Source organism: Paraburkholderia sp., from assembly GCF_028283785.1.
GTDB lineage: Bacteria > Pseudomonadota > Gammaproteobacteria > Burkholderiales > Burkholderiaceae > Paraburkholderia.
In genome coordinates this window covers 552,107-568,729 of the sequence record NZ_JAPWKB010000005.1, presented here as the reverse complement: position 1 = coordinate 568,729, position 16,623 = coordinate 552,107, and the positions used below count along the sequence as shown (strand labels likewise).

Annotated in this window: 12 protein-coding genes; 7 read left to right on the top strand and 5 right to left on the bottom strand. The window is 63.9% G+C overall.

Annotated elements, in window-relative coordinates:
* Window positions 1-119: 119 nt before the first annotated feature.
* The 5 genes from PW947_RS06540 to PW947_RS06520 all read right to left on the bottom strand — a co-directional run bounded on the left by PW947_RS06540 (window position 120) and on the right by PW947_RS06520 (window position 6,064).
* Window positions 120-1,256, bottom strand: a complete 1,137-nt coding sequence (locus tag PW947_RS06540) for a PHB depolymerase family esterase (protein WP_299630250.1) — start codon at window positions 1,254-1,256, stop codon at window positions 120-122.
* A gap of 101 nt (window positions 1,257-1,357) precedes the next feature.
* Entirely contained in the window at window positions 1,358-1,783 is a 426-nt protein-coding gene (locus PW947_RS06535; RefSeq protein ID WP_299630248.1) for a CopG family transcriptional regulator, read from the bottom strand.
* A 144-nt stretch (window positions 1,784-1,927) separates the two neighbouring features.
* Entirely contained in the window at window positions 1,928-3,421 is a 1,494-nt protein-coding gene (locus tag PW947_RS06530) for a dihydrolipoyl dehydrogenase (protein ID WP_299630247.1), read from the bottom strand.
* Between the two features lie 175 nt (window positions 3,422-3,596).
* Window positions 3,597-4,343, bottom strand: coding sequence for a glucose 1-dehydrogenase (locus PW947_RS06525; RefSeq protein WP_299630246.1), 747 nt, complete (start codon window positions 4,341-4,343; stop codon window positions 3,597-3,599).
* A 248-nt stretch (window positions 4,344-4,591) separates the two neighbouring features.
* The gene (locus tag PW947_RS06520; RefSeq protein ID WP_299630244.1) at window positions 4,592-6,064 is read right to left on the bottom strand and encodes a SulP family inorganic anion transporter; all 1,473 of its coding nucleotides are present in this window, start codon (window positions 6,062-6,064) and stop codon (window positions 4,592-4,594) included.
* Window positions 6,065-6,402: 338 nt separating this feature from the next.
* Here PW947_RS06520 and PW947_RS06515 point away from each other — a divergent pair, with 338 nt between their 5' ends.
* The 7 genes from PW947_RS06515 to PW947_RS06485 all read left to right on the top strand — a co-directional run bounded on the left by PW947_RS06515 (window position 6,403) and on the right by PW947_RS06485 (window position 16,595).
* Window positions 6,403-7,350, top strand: a complete 948-nt coding sequence (locus PW947_RS06515; RefSeq protein WP_299630243.1) for an IS110 family transposase — start codon at window positions 6,403-6,405, stop codon at window positions 7,348-7,350.
* Window positions 7,351-8,388: 1,038 nt separating this feature from the next.
* The gene (locus PW947_RS06510) at window positions 8,389-8,709 is read left to right on the top strand and encodes a hypothetical protein (protein WP_299630241.1); all 321 of its coding nucleotides are present in this window, start codon (window positions 8,389-8,391) and stop codon (window positions 8,707-8,709) included.
* An 88-nt stretch (window positions 8,710-8,797) separates the two neighbouring features.
* Window positions 8,798-9,937 (top strand): MBL fold metallo-hydrolase, encoded by a 1,140-nt coding sequence (locus tag PW947_RS06505; protein ID WP_299630240.1) that lies wholly within the window; start codon window positions 8,798-8,800, stop codon window positions 9,935-9,937.
* Between the two features lie 51 nt (window positions 9,938-9,988).
* Window positions 9,989-10,906 carry a LysR family transcriptional regulator gene (locus tag PW947_RS06500; RefSeq protein WP_299630238.1) on the top strand — a complete coding sequence of 306 codons (918 nt, stop codon included), beginning with the start codon at window positions 9,989-9,991 and terminating at the stop codon, window positions 10,904-10,906.
* Window positions 10,907-11,197: 291 nt separating this feature from the next.
* Window positions 11,198-12,613, top strand: a complete 1,416-nt coding sequence (locus PW947_RS06495; RefSeq protein WP_299630613.1) for a gamma-aminobutyraldehyde dehydrogenase — start codon at window positions 11,198-11,200, stop codon at window positions 12,611-12,613.
* Window positions 12,614-12,778: 165 nt separating this feature from the next.
* Window positions 12,779-14,239: an amino acid permease gene (locus tag PW947_RS06490; protein WP_299630611.1), complete on the top strand. Its 1,461-nt coding sequence runs from the start codon at window positions 12,779-12,781 to the stop codon at window positions 14,237-14,239.
* 238 nt (window positions 14,240-14,477) lie between these two features.
* Entirely contained in the window at window positions 14,478-16,595 is a 2,118-nt protein-coding gene (locus PW947_RS06485) for an AI-2E family transporter (protein ID WP_299630237.1), read from the top strand.
* The last annotated feature ends 28 nt before the right edge of the window (window positions 16,596-16,623 follow it).

The following is a 16,623-nucleotide window of genomic DNA, read 5'->3' as shown; positions in this document are numbered from 1 at the left end:
TTCTGTATCAAGTGATACAGAACGGATTATATGGCAAGTGATACAGAATGCAAGCGGGATGGGTTGACGGACTGTTCCGCTGGCGACAACGACGGACAGCCATACGGTTCGGGCTTTGCTCAGCGTTTCGGATGCGACAGGAAGAAGTGCAGCATCGCCTCGCTGGCGTCGGGGCCGTCGGGATCGGTGTACGAACCTGACGGGCTGCCGCCTGCCCACGCGTGGCCCGCGCCGTGGATCAGCCAGTATTCGGCATCGACGCCGTCGGCGGTGCGTAGCCGTTTGACCGTGCTGCCGCGCCGGACGGTGCCGCCGCCGGGCGCGTCGACTTGCGGCGCTTCGGTGGCTGGGTGCGGCGCGGCGTCGAAAGCTTGCACCAGCGCGCTGCCGTTCGATGGATGGACGGTCGCGTCGGCGTCGCCGTGAAACACGATGACCGGTCGCGACGCGCGGTGGTGCGTCGCCGGTCGCGCGCGTTTGCCGCCCTTCATCGCAGCCAGTGCCGACGGTAGATCGGATGCGCTGCCCACCGGCAAGCCCGAATGGACGCCCGCCGCTGCGTAGAGATCGGGCCAGGTATCGAGCATGACCGCGGCCATCGCTCCACCCGCCGACAAGCCCGCCACATACACGCGGGCGGGATCGATCCGGTACAGGCCCATCACTTCGCGCGTGATTCCGGCGATCACGGCGGGCTCGCCGCCGTCGCGATGCTGGTCGCCCGGTTTGAACCAGTTCCAGCATTTCGACGGATTCGCCGATTGCGCCTGGTTCGGATAGACGACGATCAACCGATGCTGTTCCGCCAGCGCGTTCATCCGCGTGCCTGCGGCGAAATCGTCGGCGTTCTGGGTGCAGCCGTGCAGCATCACCACGAGCGGCAGCGGCGCGCCGGTTTCGTCGTACGACGTGGGCACATAGAGCTTGTAGCCGCGCTGTCCCGCCGCGTTCGAAAACGCATGCGTGCTGAAGGTGCCTCCGGGGGCGGTCGCGTCGGCGGTGCGGGCGTGTGCGGTGCCTGCTCCGGGCGACGAGCCGGTGCGGGCGGACGCGTGATCGAGCCACTCGCGCAGCTTCGCGCCGAGATGATGCCCGGCCACATGCGGCGACGCCGAGTCGTGCGCGGCGTCGGGCTCAACGGGTTTCGGCGATGCGCCGTGCAGCGCGCGTTGCACTTCGGCGGTCGCTTCGCGCGGACCTTGCGTGCGCAACAGGTCGAACGCGTGCTTCATCGAGCGCAAAAAGTCTTCGTTCATGGTGTGTGCTGCCTGTTCAGAAGTGGAGGCGAGGCGTCGCGGCGCGTCGTGCGCCCGACAGTCGTGCAGCGGATCGTTCGGCAGACGGTATCGGCGATGGCTCAGCGGATACGGCCCGCCAGCGCGGCCTTGACGGCGGCCGGCGCGTGAAAGGCGCCCAGCACCGACACCGACGCGATGGTCGCCGCCGCCAGTTCGGGCGGCACGTCCGGCGCGATGCTGGCGAGGCCGAGCACGTGAATATCGAGTTGCTCGTGGGCCGCAGCGACGGCTTCCAGATCGTGCCGCGAAAAGTGTTGCAGTCCAAGCACCATCTCGCGCCGCGTCACCGTCTCCGTGACGACCTGCGCGTGGACCGCGAGCTGATTGCGGATCGCGGTGCGGATCAGATCGGTGCGGTTCGAATAAAACCCTTCCTCGACCAGCAGATCGATCTGGCCCAGATCGATCGGGCCGAGATTGATCGTGATTTTTTCGGTCTCGCCGCCTTTCGGCCGCGACGGGTCCACCAGTTTCAATGTGCTCATGCTATGCGTCCTTGCAAATCCGGAAAGCCCGGCGGCCTCCGGAAACCATCCTATAACCATCCCATGAGATGGTTATAGGCGTCTGGATGACGCATTGCAACACGAAAATTGAGGGCCGAATGTGTGGAAACCACGGACCTCGATTCAGCAACCGGCCGCGTCGGACAACGTGTCCGACGATTCGCCGCGCATCGCGTGGCGTTTCCGGTTTGCGTCTCTCAGCGCGGTGCGCAAGCCTTCCTCGACGACCGGGTGATAGAACGGCAAGCCGAGCATCACGTCCACGGTCAGTCCGAGTTGCACGCTCCACGCGAGCAGGTGGCCGAGGTGTTCGGCGTCGGGGCTGCATAACTCCGCGCCGAGCAGACGGCCATCGGATGCGTCGACGTAAACGTGCAACAGACCGTGCGGCTGTCCCTTGACGCGACTGCGTCCCTGATCCGCGAACGACACGGTGCCGGTGACGATGGTTTGCGAACCGAGTTCGCTGTAGCGCGCGCCGATCATCGCGACCTGCGGTTCGCAGAACACCACGGCGAACGGCACTTTGCGTTCGACGTGGACGATCTCGTCGCCTGCGGCGAAACGTGCGGCGTTGTCGCCGGCGATCTTGCCTTCGTCGTTGGCGTCGGACAGCCACGGACGCGAGCCGTCGCAATCGCCTGCGATGAAAATCCCGCTGTCGCCGCATTGCATCGACGACGGATCGAAGCGCGGCGTGCCGGTGTCGTCGAGTTCGATCTTTGCGTGTTCGAGGGCGAGCGGCTTGAGATCCGGCTTGCGGCCCGTCGCGACGAGGACGGCATCGAACGATTCGCGACGTGGCGTGCCGTCGGGTGTCCGGAATGCAATGGTCGGGACGCCGTTGTCGAGCGACATGCCGTCGATCGTCGCATCGGGATCGAAGTAAAACTCCTTCGACAGACAGTCCGCGAGCGTGTCGCGCACCGTGACGTCGTCAAGGCCGCCGACATCGTTGTCCTTGCCGAACATGAACACCTGTACGCCGAGGCGCGCGAGTCCCTGGCCCAACTCCAGCGCGATCGGGCCCGCGCCGAATACGGCAAGACGCGCGGGCAGCGTGTCGAGTTCGAATAACGCGTCGCTGGTGAATGCGCAGTCGCCGAAGACGCGGAATTGCTCCGGCATCGCGGGTGTCGCGCCGGTGGCGATGACGACGCTGCGCGCATGGATCTGGCGGTTGTCGTCGGTGAGCAGTGTGTGGCGGGTCGTCTGCGACGCGGGTTGCGCGTGGGCCGAGAATTCCGCGAACGTCGCGCGGGCTTCGATCAACGCGTCTTTAGGGAATGCGGAAAGCGCTTTCAGCACGCCGGAAACGAAATGGTCACGCTCTTTGCGAACATATTCGAGCACGTGATGCCAGTTCGCTGCGAGCTGCGATGTCCCTTCGACTCCGCGTTCTTTTAACTGACGCGCATCGTGAAGCGTGTGAGCGGCGGCGAGCAGCAGCTTGGACGGCATACAACCGACGCGCGCGCAGGTCGTGCCGAGCGGTCCGGGGTCGAGAAGAATCGCGTGAGCGCCTTGCGCGCGTGCCGCCCGATAGGCGGCCATGCCGGATGTACCTGCGCCGATGATCGCGACATCGACGTCTAGCGAAGTGGAATGTGAGGTCATGCCTTGCCGGAGCAATTTGCGCGCCTGTCGCGGGAAATGGCTGGCGCGTCGCTCGTGCGGTATGACTTTGGTGTGGGTGACACCGTGCATGGAAAAAGCCCGTCGCGAGCGATCGCGACGGGCTTCTGTCGAGCGTGTTGCAGGTGTTGCGGGTATTGCGGATCTTGCGTGAGTCTTAGCGGACGCCGCCGCTCGCGATCAGATGTTCACCCGTTAGCCAGCGCGAATCGTCGGAAGCGAGGAAGGTCACGACGGCTGCGATATCGTCCGGTTGGCCGAGGCGACCCAGCGGCGTTTGAGCGAGGACGCCTGCGGCGAGGTCGGAACCGATGATGCCCGCCGTGTGCGTACCTTCGGTTTCGATCATGCCCGGATTCACCGCGTTGACACGAATCTGACGCGAGCCGAGCTCTTTGGCCAACGCGCTCGTCACTGCATCGACAGCGCCCTTGGTGCCGCTATAGACGGCGCTCGCAGGCGGCGTGATACGGCTTACCACCGAGCTGACGTTGACGATGCTCGCGCCCGCGCTCATGTGTTTGACCGCAGCCTGAGTCGTCAGCAGAACACCGAGCACGTTCACGTTGAACTGCTTATGGAAATGTTCTTCCGTGATGTCTTCGATCGCGCCGAATTCGTAGATGCCCGAGTTGTTCACGAGAATATCCAAGCTTCCGAAGCTCTCGACCGCGCTGGCGATGATGCCTTGCGCATCGGCGGCCTTCGACACGTCGCCGCGTACGGCGATCGCCTTGCCGCCCGCTTTGGTGATGTCCGCGACGACCGCGTCCGCGCCTGCCTGGCTCGATGCGTAGTTCACCACCACCGACGCGCCTTCGGCCGCCAGCGAACGTGCGATTGCCGCGCCAATGCCCTTCGATGCGCCCGTCACGACCGCAACTTTTCCTGTGAGCTTGCTCATTTCAGTTCCTTTGAGATGTGATCTATCGCATTGACGGCCACACGGTCGTGTCGCCCGGTCAATCAGCGCGGTGTGTCTTGTGCGCTGCGAATGACGGTCAGAGTATGCGGCTACGACGATGGGATAAAGCGGCTCAGCGCGAATTGATTCGCCGGATCGAACGAACAATCGGAATGTTGGAGGCGGGGCGGTTTTCTGCGAGTGTTTCAGACAGCATCGGATCGCGCGTTGCGCGATCCGACAGATGACTATTGCGCGCCAGCGGTATCGAAGCCGACGCGTTTCAGTAAACGGGCGTTACGGTCCGACAGGTTCTTGAAATGCAACTGTTTGCCGGCTTTTGCATAGCGTTGATAGAGACCTTCGATCGCGGCGATCGCCGAGTGATCGGCGAGATGCAGATGGCGGCAATCGAGGGTGACGCGCGCCGGGTCTTGCGACGGATCGAACAGGCCATGAAAGCGCGTCGTGGATGCAAAGAACAGCGTGCCGCGCGGCGCGTAGGTTTTATCGTCGGCGTGATCCGAATCGACATCCGCGTGGATTTCATGCGCGTGCTGCCACGCGAAGTTCAATGCGGCGATCACGATGCCGCACAACACGGCGATCGCGAGATCCGAGAACACGGTGATGACCGTTACCGCGACGATCACGAGCGCATCGTTGCGCGGCACCTTGCCGAGCACGCGCAACGAACCCCATGCGAAGGTTTGTTGCGCGACGACGAACATCACGCCGACCAGCGCCGCGAGCGGAATGCGTTCGATCAGCGGCGACAGGAACAGGATGAACAGCAGGATCATCACGCCGCTGACGACGCCGGACACGCGCGAGCGTCCGCCCGAGCTGAGGTTGATCATGGTCTGGCCGATCATCGCGCAGCCGCCCATGCCGCCGAACAGGCTCGACACGACGTTCGCGACGCCGAGCGCGACGCATTCGCGATTCGGCTGACCTTGGGTTTCGGTGATGTCGTCGGTCAGGTTGAAGGTCAGCAGCGTTTCGAGCAAGCCGACGATCGCCATCAATACGGCGTACGGAAAGACGATGTGAAGCGTTTCGAGCGTGAACGGCACAGCCGGAAACGCGAAGGTGGGCAGACCGCCCGCGATATGCGCCATATCGCCGAGCGTGCGCGTGGGCAGATGCAGGCATTGCGCGAGTACGCCGACGCCGAGAATCGCCACCAGTGCCGGCGGCACGGCGCGCGTGAAGCGCGGTAGCACGTAGACGATCAGCATCGTCAGTGCAGCGAGTGCGGACATGACGAGCAGCGGCGTGCCGTGCAGCCATTCGGTGCCGGTTGCGGTGGTTTGCTTGAAGTGTTCGAGCTGCGCCATGGCGATGATGATCGCGAGGCCGTTGACGAAGCCGAGCATGACCGGATGCGGGACCATGCGAATCAGCTTGCCGAGTTTGAGTGCGCCGAACAGGACCATGATGAGGCCGCTCAGCGCGACCGTCGCGAGCAGATATTGCGGACCATGCTGAACCACCAGCGCGACGATGACGACCGCCATCGAGCCCGCCGCACCCGAGATCATCGCCGGACGACCGCCGAATAGCGCGGTGATCGTGCAGATGATGAACGCGCCGTAGAGGCCCATCAGCGGGTTGACGTGCGCGACGAGCGCGAACGCGATGCATTCGGGGACGAGTGCGAACGACGAGGTGAGCCCCGCGAGGGTGTTGGAACGGAGTGAGGAGAGGTTGGGCATCATGGGGCCTGCGGCGCTTTGGTTTTGTGGGTGGTGTTGGGGTTTTGCTGTGGTTTGCCTGGTTTGTCTTCGTTGCGTTGGTTCCGTTTTGGTCCCGTTTTGGTCCCGTTTTCACGCTGGTTTGCCTGGATCGTCCCTGTGCGGGACCGCACCTACTTGTATATTGAGGACGTGGCGCTGACCTGATCAGTCTTCGTCACAGAGGCAGTCAGTTCGTTTCGCCTACAGGGTCTTCGAACCCGTAGAAAAGCCTGGAACGGCTGCCTCTTTCATCCCCTGAACCCGAACAGTTGACTGAGCTCAAAGCTCGAATTCACGCAAGTATGGGTGCCGCGATGACTATGCAAAACACGTCTTCTACCTTCCACGTCGGTATCGATGTCAGTGGCAAGTTCCTCGATATCGCCGTCCTCGAAACCGCTGAAACCTTCCGCGTCGATAACCAGCCCCACGCCATCGACGAACTCGTCGCGCGCATGCTCACGCTCGACCCCGCCCTGATCGTCATGGAAGCCACCGGCAAGCTCGAACTCGCCGTCCTGTCCGCCATGCTGATGGCCGGCCTGCCCGCCGTCGCAGTCAATCCCCGCAACGTTCGCGCCTTTGCCCACGCCACCGGCCAGCGCGCCAAGACCGACCGGATCGACTCGCTGCTCATCGCCCGCTACGCCCAGGCCGTCAAGCCGCCTGTGCGCCCCCTCACCGACGGGCACACCCAGCAGTTGCAGGCCTTGCTGCTGCGACGCCTGCAACTGCTCGAGATGCTCAATGCCGAGGTAGCGCGCCTGCGACGCGCCCATCCCGCCACGCGCCCCAGTCTGCGCGAGAACATCAAGTGGCTCAGCCAGCAGGTCCATATCGCTGACCTCGATATCGGCGCCTTCGTGCGCGCCTGTCCCGCCTGGCAGGACAAGGAGGCCCTGCTGCGCTCCGTGCCCGGTGTCGGCCCGACCATCTCCGCCACGCTGCTCGCATTTCTGCCCGAACTGGGCTCGCTCGATAACCGCGAAATCGCTTCGCTCGCCGGACTCGCGCCGTTCAATTGCGACAGCGGCGCACGCAAGGGCAAACGCCGTATCGCGGGCGGGCGCATCGCCGTGCGACGCGTCCTCTACATGGCCTGCATCAGCGGCCAGCGGTGGAACGCCACCATCAAGGCGCTGAACACGCGCCTGCTCGCCGCCGGCAAACCCTTCAAGGTCGCCATCACCGCCTGCATGCGCCGTCTGCTCGTCATGCTCAATGCCATGGTGCGCGATTCCGCACCCTGGAATCCCATTGCCGCTTGACGTTCAATACAGTTGCTTTTCTTTGCTCGCGCAAAGAAAAGTAGGCAAAAGAAAGCGCGTTTACACCGACACTCCGTAGCGAGTGGCGTCTACTGACTAACGGGTAGTGGACCGCGCACGATTTGAGTTGTCGCACCGCTTAACCTGGTGACAAGGCAGTCATTCGTTCCGGCTGTTCGCTCCGCGACAGCCGTTGGGCACAGCCCCGTCTTTTTCTCTTGGCGCTCTTCGTGCGCTCCACTTCGTCCGTCACAAAACCCATTTTCCTGGCATGCGTAGGGTGGTTCTCGCGCGCAAAATTCCCAGCTACGCGAAACGACGAAACCATCGGGAAGGTGGGCGAATGGTGTGGCGCAAACCGGGCTGTGAGCCGACGCCGGAACCGTCCTAAGGACAGGCGGATGCTGTGCAAACCGGGCTTTTAGCCAACGCCGGAACCGTCGAAAAAGCGGGCGAATGACGTGGCGAAAATGGGTTTTTGAAGCAGGCTACCGCCGCGAAGCGGGCGGGATGTGCGGGCGCGGACCACCGAGAAAAACGGACCGGCAACTCAAAACGTGCGCGGTCCACTACACGAAAAATACTAGACGCCACTCGCTACGAAGCGCGAGGTAAACGCGCTTTCTTTTGCCTACTTTTCTTTGCGCGAGCAAAGAAAAGTAGGTGCGGTCCCGCACAGGGACGATCCAGGCAAACCGGCGCGAAACCGGGACAACCAACGCAACCCAAGCCACTGCAAAACCGACCAACCCCGACAACCGAACCAAACCGAACCCCACTCCCACCCAGGGAAAACCAGAATTTTACAGCACCTCGGCCCGCAGCGCCCGACCTCCGGCCGGCCCGCACCCGGCCTACGCCAGGCCTACGCCCGGCCGCCGCCAGGCCACCCCCCCATACCCTGTCCCCCAAAAATCCCCCAAAAAGAAAAACCAGAAACCAAAAAGAATTACCCCCATTCCCCCCGCCTATTCCCCAGATACCTCACTCAAAAAAAACAGCAAACTCCCCCCACGTAATTGAAATGGAAACCCCAAGATGTCCACCCAAACCGCGCTACCCAGCGACACATCCCGCCTCGCCGACCGCCTGGCCCAGGCGCTCCGCGAAGAGCTAGGCCCGTCGCCGGAGCCAACCGCCCGCGACCGTCTCGACGACCTGCTTCGCATGTCCGAAGCGGAACTGATGCATGCGCTCGAATACGTCTCCGACGACGTCCTCCGCCCGATCGGCGCGCCGTACACGGCGGCGGTCAAAAGCCCGCGCACCCGCTATCGACAGGCGTCCGAAGCGCAGCAAATGGCGATGGAAGAAGCACTGATCGACCGCTTGCTGGCGTTCTCGATGGCAAAAGCCTGAAGCCGCCGGCACCGGCAACCCCACCCCCACCACGCCGTCCCCAATATTCCGCTACGCTTGCCGGGTTGCCCTCACTGACAACCCGCCGATGCCCGTGCTCCGTCCGCCTCGTGGTCCCGTCCGCCGTTCCACGCTCAGCGCGATCCGCGCATCCTGTGCCGCGCTCGTGCTGGCGGGCGCGTCCGGCGCCGTAACATCGGCGGCGCAAGAGCCGGCGGCGTCGGTCGAGCCATATCATCACGCGCGTCACACGCCCGATGGCTTCGAGAACAACTACGCGCAACTGCCCCACGAATCGCTGCTCAAATGGCGCTGGGAACGCCTGATCCACGGTCTGCCGAAGCCGCCTGAAAACGGCTATCGCTTCCCCATCGATCATCCGGATATCGCGTTCCTCAAGACCAACCGCAGCGTCGATACGTTGACGTGGATCGGCCACGCAAGCGCGCTGCTTCAGGTCAACGGCGTCAATATCCTTACCGATCCGGTGTTCTCGAAACGCGCGTCGCCGTTTTCGTTTATCGGCCCGCAACGCAAGGTGCCGCCGGGTTTGACGATTCCCGAATTGCCGCATATCGATGTCGTGCTGATCTCGCACAATCACTACGATCACCTGGATACCGCCAGCGTCGAAGCCCTGAACCGGCAGCAAGGCGGCCCGCCGCTGTTCCTCGTGCCGCTCGGCGTGAAGCTCTGGATGGAACGCAAAGGCATCGTCAATGTGCAGGAACTCGACTGGTGGGACGAAACCCACGCCAACGGCCTCGATATCTGGTTCGTGCCGAGCCAGCACTGGTCCGCACGCAGCCTCACCGATCGCGCGGAAACGCTGTGGGGCGGCTGGGTCGTCAAGACGGCCGCGCAAGCGCCGCATCCGTTTTCGTTCTACTTCGCGGGCGATACCGGCTACTCGAAAGACTTCGCACAGATCGGCGCGCGCTTCGGCAGTTTCGATCTCGCGCTGATCCCGATCGGCGCGTACGCGCCGCGCTGGTTCATGCATGCGCAACACGTCGATCCCGCCGAAGCGGTGCAGATCTACAAGGACGTCCACGCGAGAAAAGCCATCGGGATTCACTGGGGAACGTTCGAACTGGCCGATGAACCGCTCGACGAACCGCCGCGACTGCTGCTCGACGCGACACGCGCGGCCGGTATGCCGGACGACGCGTTCACCGTGCTGCGTCACGGCCAGATGATCCGCGCCGACGCCGACGGCCAATTTTGACGCGCGGCCACTCCGCTATAGTGGATAGCTCCGCCGATCCCATCGACGTCCATGTCCCTGTCCCTCCGTAGCGTCCGCTATTTTCTGGCCGTCGCCGAAGCCGAGTCGATTACCGGCGCGACCCAATCGCTGAACATTTCGCAATCGGTGATCACCGACGCAATCAAGGGACTCGAAACCGAAGTCGGCGCGCAACTGTTCGTGCGCCACGCACGCGGCATGGTGCTGACCCACGCGGGACACCAGTTCCTGCGTCACGCCCATCAGATTCTCGCCGCCGTGCGCAACGCACAGCAGGCGATGTCGTCGCGGCCCGATACCGTCAGCGGACGCCTGAACATCGGCGTGACGACGATGATGACGGGCTACTTCCTGCCGTATCTGCTCGATCACTACCGTCGCGTGTTTCCCAAAGTCCAGGTCAACGTGATCGAAGACCAGCGCGCGTATATCGAGCATCTGCTCGTCAACGGCGAACTCGATGTCGCGGTGTTGATCGTGTCGAATGTCGAAAACACCCAGGCGCTCGAAGTCGAATCGCTGGTGACGGCCGCGTGGCGTTTGTGGCTGCCCGCGAATCACGCATTGCGCGGACTGGGCAGCATCTCGCTGCGCGAGATCGCCGACGAATCGATGATCATGCTGAAGGCCGACGAACTCGAAGACGCCACCACCGCTTACTGGCGCGCGGCCGGGCTCCGGCCGAACGTCGCGATGCGCACCGCGTCGGTCGAAGCGGTGCGCAGCCTGGTCGCCACCGGCGCGGGACTCGCGATCCTGCCCGACGTGCTCTACCGCCCGTGGTCGCTCGACGGCGACCGGCTCGAAGTCCGCCACATCATGGAAGACATGCCGAAGGTCGATATCGGCATCGCGTGGCGGCGCGGACTGACGCAATCGGAGACCGCGCAGAACTTCCTCGTCGTCGCGCGCGAACACACGCGCGGTCACGCAAAATCTTCAATCTAGTTTCACGATAGTTCTCTCGATGCGTTCTGTTTTTCCGAAAACAGACGCTGTGGAGTCGCGTGCGACGCGGGCTGAAAGGCGTTTGTCGACTGGCAACCGGCGCATGCATGCGTAACGGAACCGGTGGCACGCGGAGCGTTCTGCTTTGCCGATAGCTCGTATCTGCGATCCGCACTAGCGGTCAAAAAAATCACAACCCTAGAATCGGTACGACGTCGGCATGTATCCGCCGATGCATCGACAGACAACAGAACCTGGGAGAGACCGATGGAGCACACCGTGCAAACGCGCCTGCTGATTGGCGGCGAATTCATCGCGGGACAGGGCGATGTGGAAGACGTGCTGAATCCCGCCACGGGCGAACCGATCGCGCGTGTCGCCGAAGCATCCGTCGAGCAGGTGCAGATGGCTGTCGAAGCTGCGAGCCGCGCGTTTCCGTCGTGGGCGAAGACCGTCCCGAAAGATCGCGCGACGCTGCTGCTGAAACTCGCGGACGCGATCGAATCGCGCGCGGCGGAATTCGCGCGGCTCGAATCGCTGAATTGCGGCAAGCCGTATCTGGCCGCGCTCAACGACGAAATCCCCGCCGTCGCCGACGTGTTCCGCTTTTTTGCGGGCGCGTGCCGCACGCAGCACGGGCAGCTTGCAGGCGAATATTTGCCGGGTTATACCAGCATGATCCGGCGCGACCCGCTCGGCGTGGTGGCATCGATCGCGCCGTGGAACTATCCGTTGATGATGGCTGCGTGGAAGCTCGCGCCCGCCGTCGCGGCAGGCAATACGGTCGTATTGAAGCCGTCGGAACAGACGCCGTTGACGACGTTGAAGCTCGCGGAACTGATCGCCGGCATCTTCCCGGCAGGCGTGATCAATATCGTCACCGGACGCGGCGACACGGTCGGCTCACCGCTGATCTCGCAGCCCGACGTCCGAATGATTTCCATCACCGGCGACGTATCGACCGGGCAAAAGATTCTCGAAGCCGCTTCACGCAGCGTGAAGCGCACGCATCTCGAACTGGGCGGCAAGGCGCCCGTGATCGTGTTCGACGATGCGGATCTCGAACAGGTCGTCGAAGGCTTGCGGACGTTCGGTTACTACAACGCGGGACAGGATTGCACGGCGGCATGTCGCGTGTACGCGGCGCCGCGCATTTACGACAAGCTGGTCGCGGATCTATCGAGCGCGGTCAGCACGATCCGCTTCGGCGAGCAGCACATGGAAGGCGTCGAGATGGGGCCGCTGATCTCCGAGCGGCAACGCAATCGCGTCGCGAGTTTCGTCGAACGCGCGGCGAGCCAGTCTCATATCGAAGTCACGGCGGGCGGCAAGGCGAGCGGATCGCGCGGGTTTTTCTACGAACCGACGGTGATCGCGGGCGCGCGGCAGACCGATGAAATCGTGCGTCGCGAAGTGTTCGGACCAGTGGTGTCGGTCACGCGTTTCGACGACACGGATCAGGCGATCGCATGGGCCAACGATTCCGACTTCGGCCTGGCGAGTTCGGTCTGGACCCGCGATGTGAGCCGCGCATTCAAGGTGGCGTCGCAACTGCAATACGGCTGCACGTGGATCAATTCGCACTTCATGCTGGTTAGCGAAATGCCGCACGGCGGGATGAAACGCTCCGGTTACGGCAAGGACATGTCGGTCTACGCGCTCGAGGACTACACCTGCGCGCGTCATGTGATGGCGAAATTCGAATAAGACGAGCCGGCCTGAAGCGGCTCCGTATCTGCAGTTCGTTAGTGCCGTTCTTATCCGTTGGTCAACCTTTGCAGTCCACCGAGCGAGAGGAACATCATGGAACCAGGTCTGAAAACCGGCACGCCAGGCGTGCCGGAACACGACGACGCCAAGCTACTGCAAAGCATGGGTTACAAGCAGGAACTGGCGCGTCGCATGAGCGGCTTCTCCAACTTCGCGATTTCGTTTTCGATCATCTGTATTCTGGCCGGCGGCATCACTGCGTTTCCTCAGGCGTTGAGCGCGGCGGGCGGCGCATCGATCGGTCTGGGCTGGCCGGTCGGCGCGCTGTTCGCGATCGTGGTCGCGGCGTCGATGGCGCAGATCGCGTCGTCGTATCCGACTGCGGGCGGTCTGTACCACTGGAGCTCGATTCTCGGCAATAAAGGCTGGGGCTGGGCGACGGCCTGGTTCAACCTGCTCGGGCTGATCTTCGTGGTCGCGTCGGTGAATTTCGGCGTCTACGATCCGTTCTTCAAGACGCTGATCGCGCCGCTGTTCGGCATCAATCCGGACGGTCTCGGCTTCTGGCATCAGACGGCGTTCATCGCTGCCGTGACGTTGAGTCAGGCGTGGCTCAACCATAGCGGCATCAAGGTCACGACCCGTCTGACCGATCTGTCCGGTTATCTGATCTTCGCGATCGCGGTGCTGCTGACCATTTCGCTGCTCGGCTTTTCGAAGACGCCGTTCGATTTCTCGCGTCTGGTGCAATTCACGAACTTCACCGGCGTCGATGGCGGCGCGTGGCCGAAGCAGGGGATGATCGCGGCGTTCCTGTCGGGCCTGCTGCTGACGATCTACACGATCACCGGCTTCGATGCGTCGGCGCATACGTCGGAAGAGACTCACGACGCCGCGCGCAACGTGCCGAAGGGCATGCTTCGCGCGGTCGGCTGGTCGGCGCTGTTCGGCTACATCATGGTCTGCACGTTCCTGCTGGCGATGCCGGACATCGGCGACAGCGTGAAGGCGGGCGGCGGCTTCTTCGGCGCGTTGCTCGGCACCTTGCCGACATGGCTGCGCGTGCCGCTCGGTATCGGCATTTTCCTGTCGAACTATCTGTGCGGCCTCGCGTGCCTGACGTCGTGCTCGCGGATGATGTACGCGTTTGCGCGCGACGGCGGTTTGCCCGCATCGAACTGGCTGAAGAAGGTCAACGAAACGCATCGCACGCCGGGCGCGGCGATCTGGGTATCGGCCGTGCTGAGCATCGCGGCGACGCTTTACGGCGACGCGTTCGCCGTGCTGTCGACCGGATGTGCGGTGTTCCTGTACGTGTCGTACGTGATGCCGATTGCCGCGGGCCTGAACGCCGAAGGCAAGACGTGGCTCCGCAAGGGACCGTTCAATCTCGGTGTCTGGTCCAAGCCGATCGCGACGCTGGCGATTCTCGGCGGCGCGGTGCTGGTGTATGTCGGCATCCAGCCGCCGAACCAGAAAGTGCTGTACATCAGTCTCGCGCTGATCGTCGTGATGGCGGTGTTCTGGTACGGCCTCGGCGTGCGCACGCGCTTCGCCGGTCCGCCGGAAGTGAAGGAAGAGATGAAGGCGGCGGTGGAAATCGGCACGTCGCGGCCGGCCTGATGCATCGCGCCGGCGCGCGCAATGACGCGGCGGCGATGCAAAACCGGCGGTAAGACATGCTCTGAAACAGGCTGGTCCGGCGGTCTCCCTGTAAGGGGGGAAGTGGAGCGACCCGTGGCAAATGCGCGACAATGAGCGAGGGCAGGGAGCGGCATGCGGATTGCTGTGCCGCTCGATTGCCAGTCCTCATTCTTCGAGCGCGGCCGCCACGGGCCCGCCAACCGGAATCTATATAACGATGAAAATCTCGTTGCCGCCTCACGGGCGGCCGAATCGGGTGTATCCGCCAGGCACGCCGGGCCTGCATGGACTTGCTTCGGTCGTGACCGGAATCGCGGTGGTCTGCGGCCTGTACTTCGGTCGCGCGGTGCTCGTGCCGATCACGCTGTCGGTGCTGCTGAGCTTTCTGCTCGCGCCGCTCGTCAATCTGTTGCGCCGGATGAAGATGGGGCAATTGCCGCCCATCTTTATCGCGGTGGGTTTTGCGCTGACCGCGTTGCTCGGCGTGGGCATGCTGATCGGCGCGCAGATGATCCAGCTCGCCGGTGACTTGCCGCAGTATCAGGTGGCGATCGAACGGAAGATCGAGACGGTCCAGGAAAAGACCGTCGGTCGCGCCGACATATTGATGAGCCGGGCCGCCGCGACCTTGCAACGGGTTGCGCCGTCGCGTCCCGCGCCACGTCCGACCGGTCGCGCCGCGCGCAACGCACCCCCCGCACCGACGCCGGTGGAAGTGCACGAACCCGCGCCGACGCCGCTGCAGCTCGCGCAACGCGCGTTCTCTCCCGCAGTCGCCCCGCTCGAAACGACCTTTATCGTGCTGGTCGTGACCATCTTTATCCTGTTGCAACGCGAGGATCTGCGCGATCGTCTGATCAGTCTGTTCGGCTCGCACGACCTGCATCGCACGACCACCGCGATCAACGACGCAGCCGTGCGCCTGAGCCGATATTTCGTCGCGCAACTGGGCGTGAATCTCGCGACGGGCGGCGTGATCGCGATCGGTCTCGCGGTGATCGGCGTGCCGGGCGCGTTGCTGTTCGGCGTGATCGCGGCGTTGCTGCGTTTCGTGCCGTATATCGGCATCTGGATTGCCGCGCTGGTCGCGACGATTCTCGCGGCCGCGATCCAGCCGCAATGGACGATGGCGGTGTGGACGCTGGTGCTGTTCGTGGTCGTCGACGTGGCTGCCGGGCAGGTCGTCGAGCCGTTGCTGTACGGACACCGCTCGGGGTTGTCGCCGCTCGCGGTGGTGGTCGCGGCGATTTTCTGGAGCTGGCTCTGGGGGCCGGTCGGACTGGTGCTGTCGACGCCGCTGACGCTGTGCGTCGTCACGCTTGGCCGTTACGCTGACCGGCTGAACTTTCTGACCGTGCTGCTCGGCGATCAACCCGCGTTGACGCCCGCGCAGAATTTCTATCAGCGGCTTCTCGCCGACGACACGCACGAGGCGATCGTGCAGGCGGACCGTCTGCTGAGCGACATGCCGGTGATCGATTACTACGATCAGGTCGTGCTGCAAGGCTTGCGGCTGGCGCGCAACGATGCGCTGCGCGGCGTGCTCGGGCCGGAGCAGCTGGCGCGGATCAACGAAGCGCTGGTCGATATCATCGAGAACCTCGAAACGGTCGAAGGGGCCGCGGACCGGCGTCTCGCCGAGGCAGGGGCGGCGCAGATCGTGACGGCGCCGCCCGCGCCGGTTCATCACGCACCGTTCGAGCCGCCGGTCGGGCCCGAGACGGAACCGGCGTTTGCGGATGCGGGCAGCAAGGCGGCATCGAGATCGGGCGCGGACGGAGAGTCGGCGGCGCGGGCGAGGGCGCGTGCGGAAGCGGTCGCGGCTGGGGCGTCGTCGTCGATGTTGTCGGCGTCTGTGTCTGTGTCTGGTTCTACGTCTGTGGATGACGGGAAGGGTGCTGCTGCGAGTGGTGAGCCGGCTGCATCGGCGGTGTTGTGCGTGCCTGGGCGCGGCGCGTTCGATGCGGTCGCCGCGTCGATCGTGATGCAGTTGCTGGCGCGTCAGGCGATCGCCGCAACCGCGACGACGTATGAGCGCGTGCGCAGCGGCGGCGCCGACGAAGCGGATTTCGCGAAGGCGTCGGTGGTGTGCGTGGTGTCGCTCGATGCATCGGAGTCGCCGCCGTATCTGCGCAATCTGCTGCGCCGGATTCGCGACCGGCAGTTGCCGGCGACGCTCGTGGTGGGTATCGGCGGACAGGCGTTGGACGGCGCCGGCGCACGCGATGCCGAGACGGGCACGGCGAACACGGTGCATCCCGTGCATACCGCGACGACGTTCCGCGCGCTGATCGAGGAATGCGGGACGGCCGTGATCGGACGGCGGGCCGCGTGACGGTGGACGCATCGGTTTCGATGCGGGT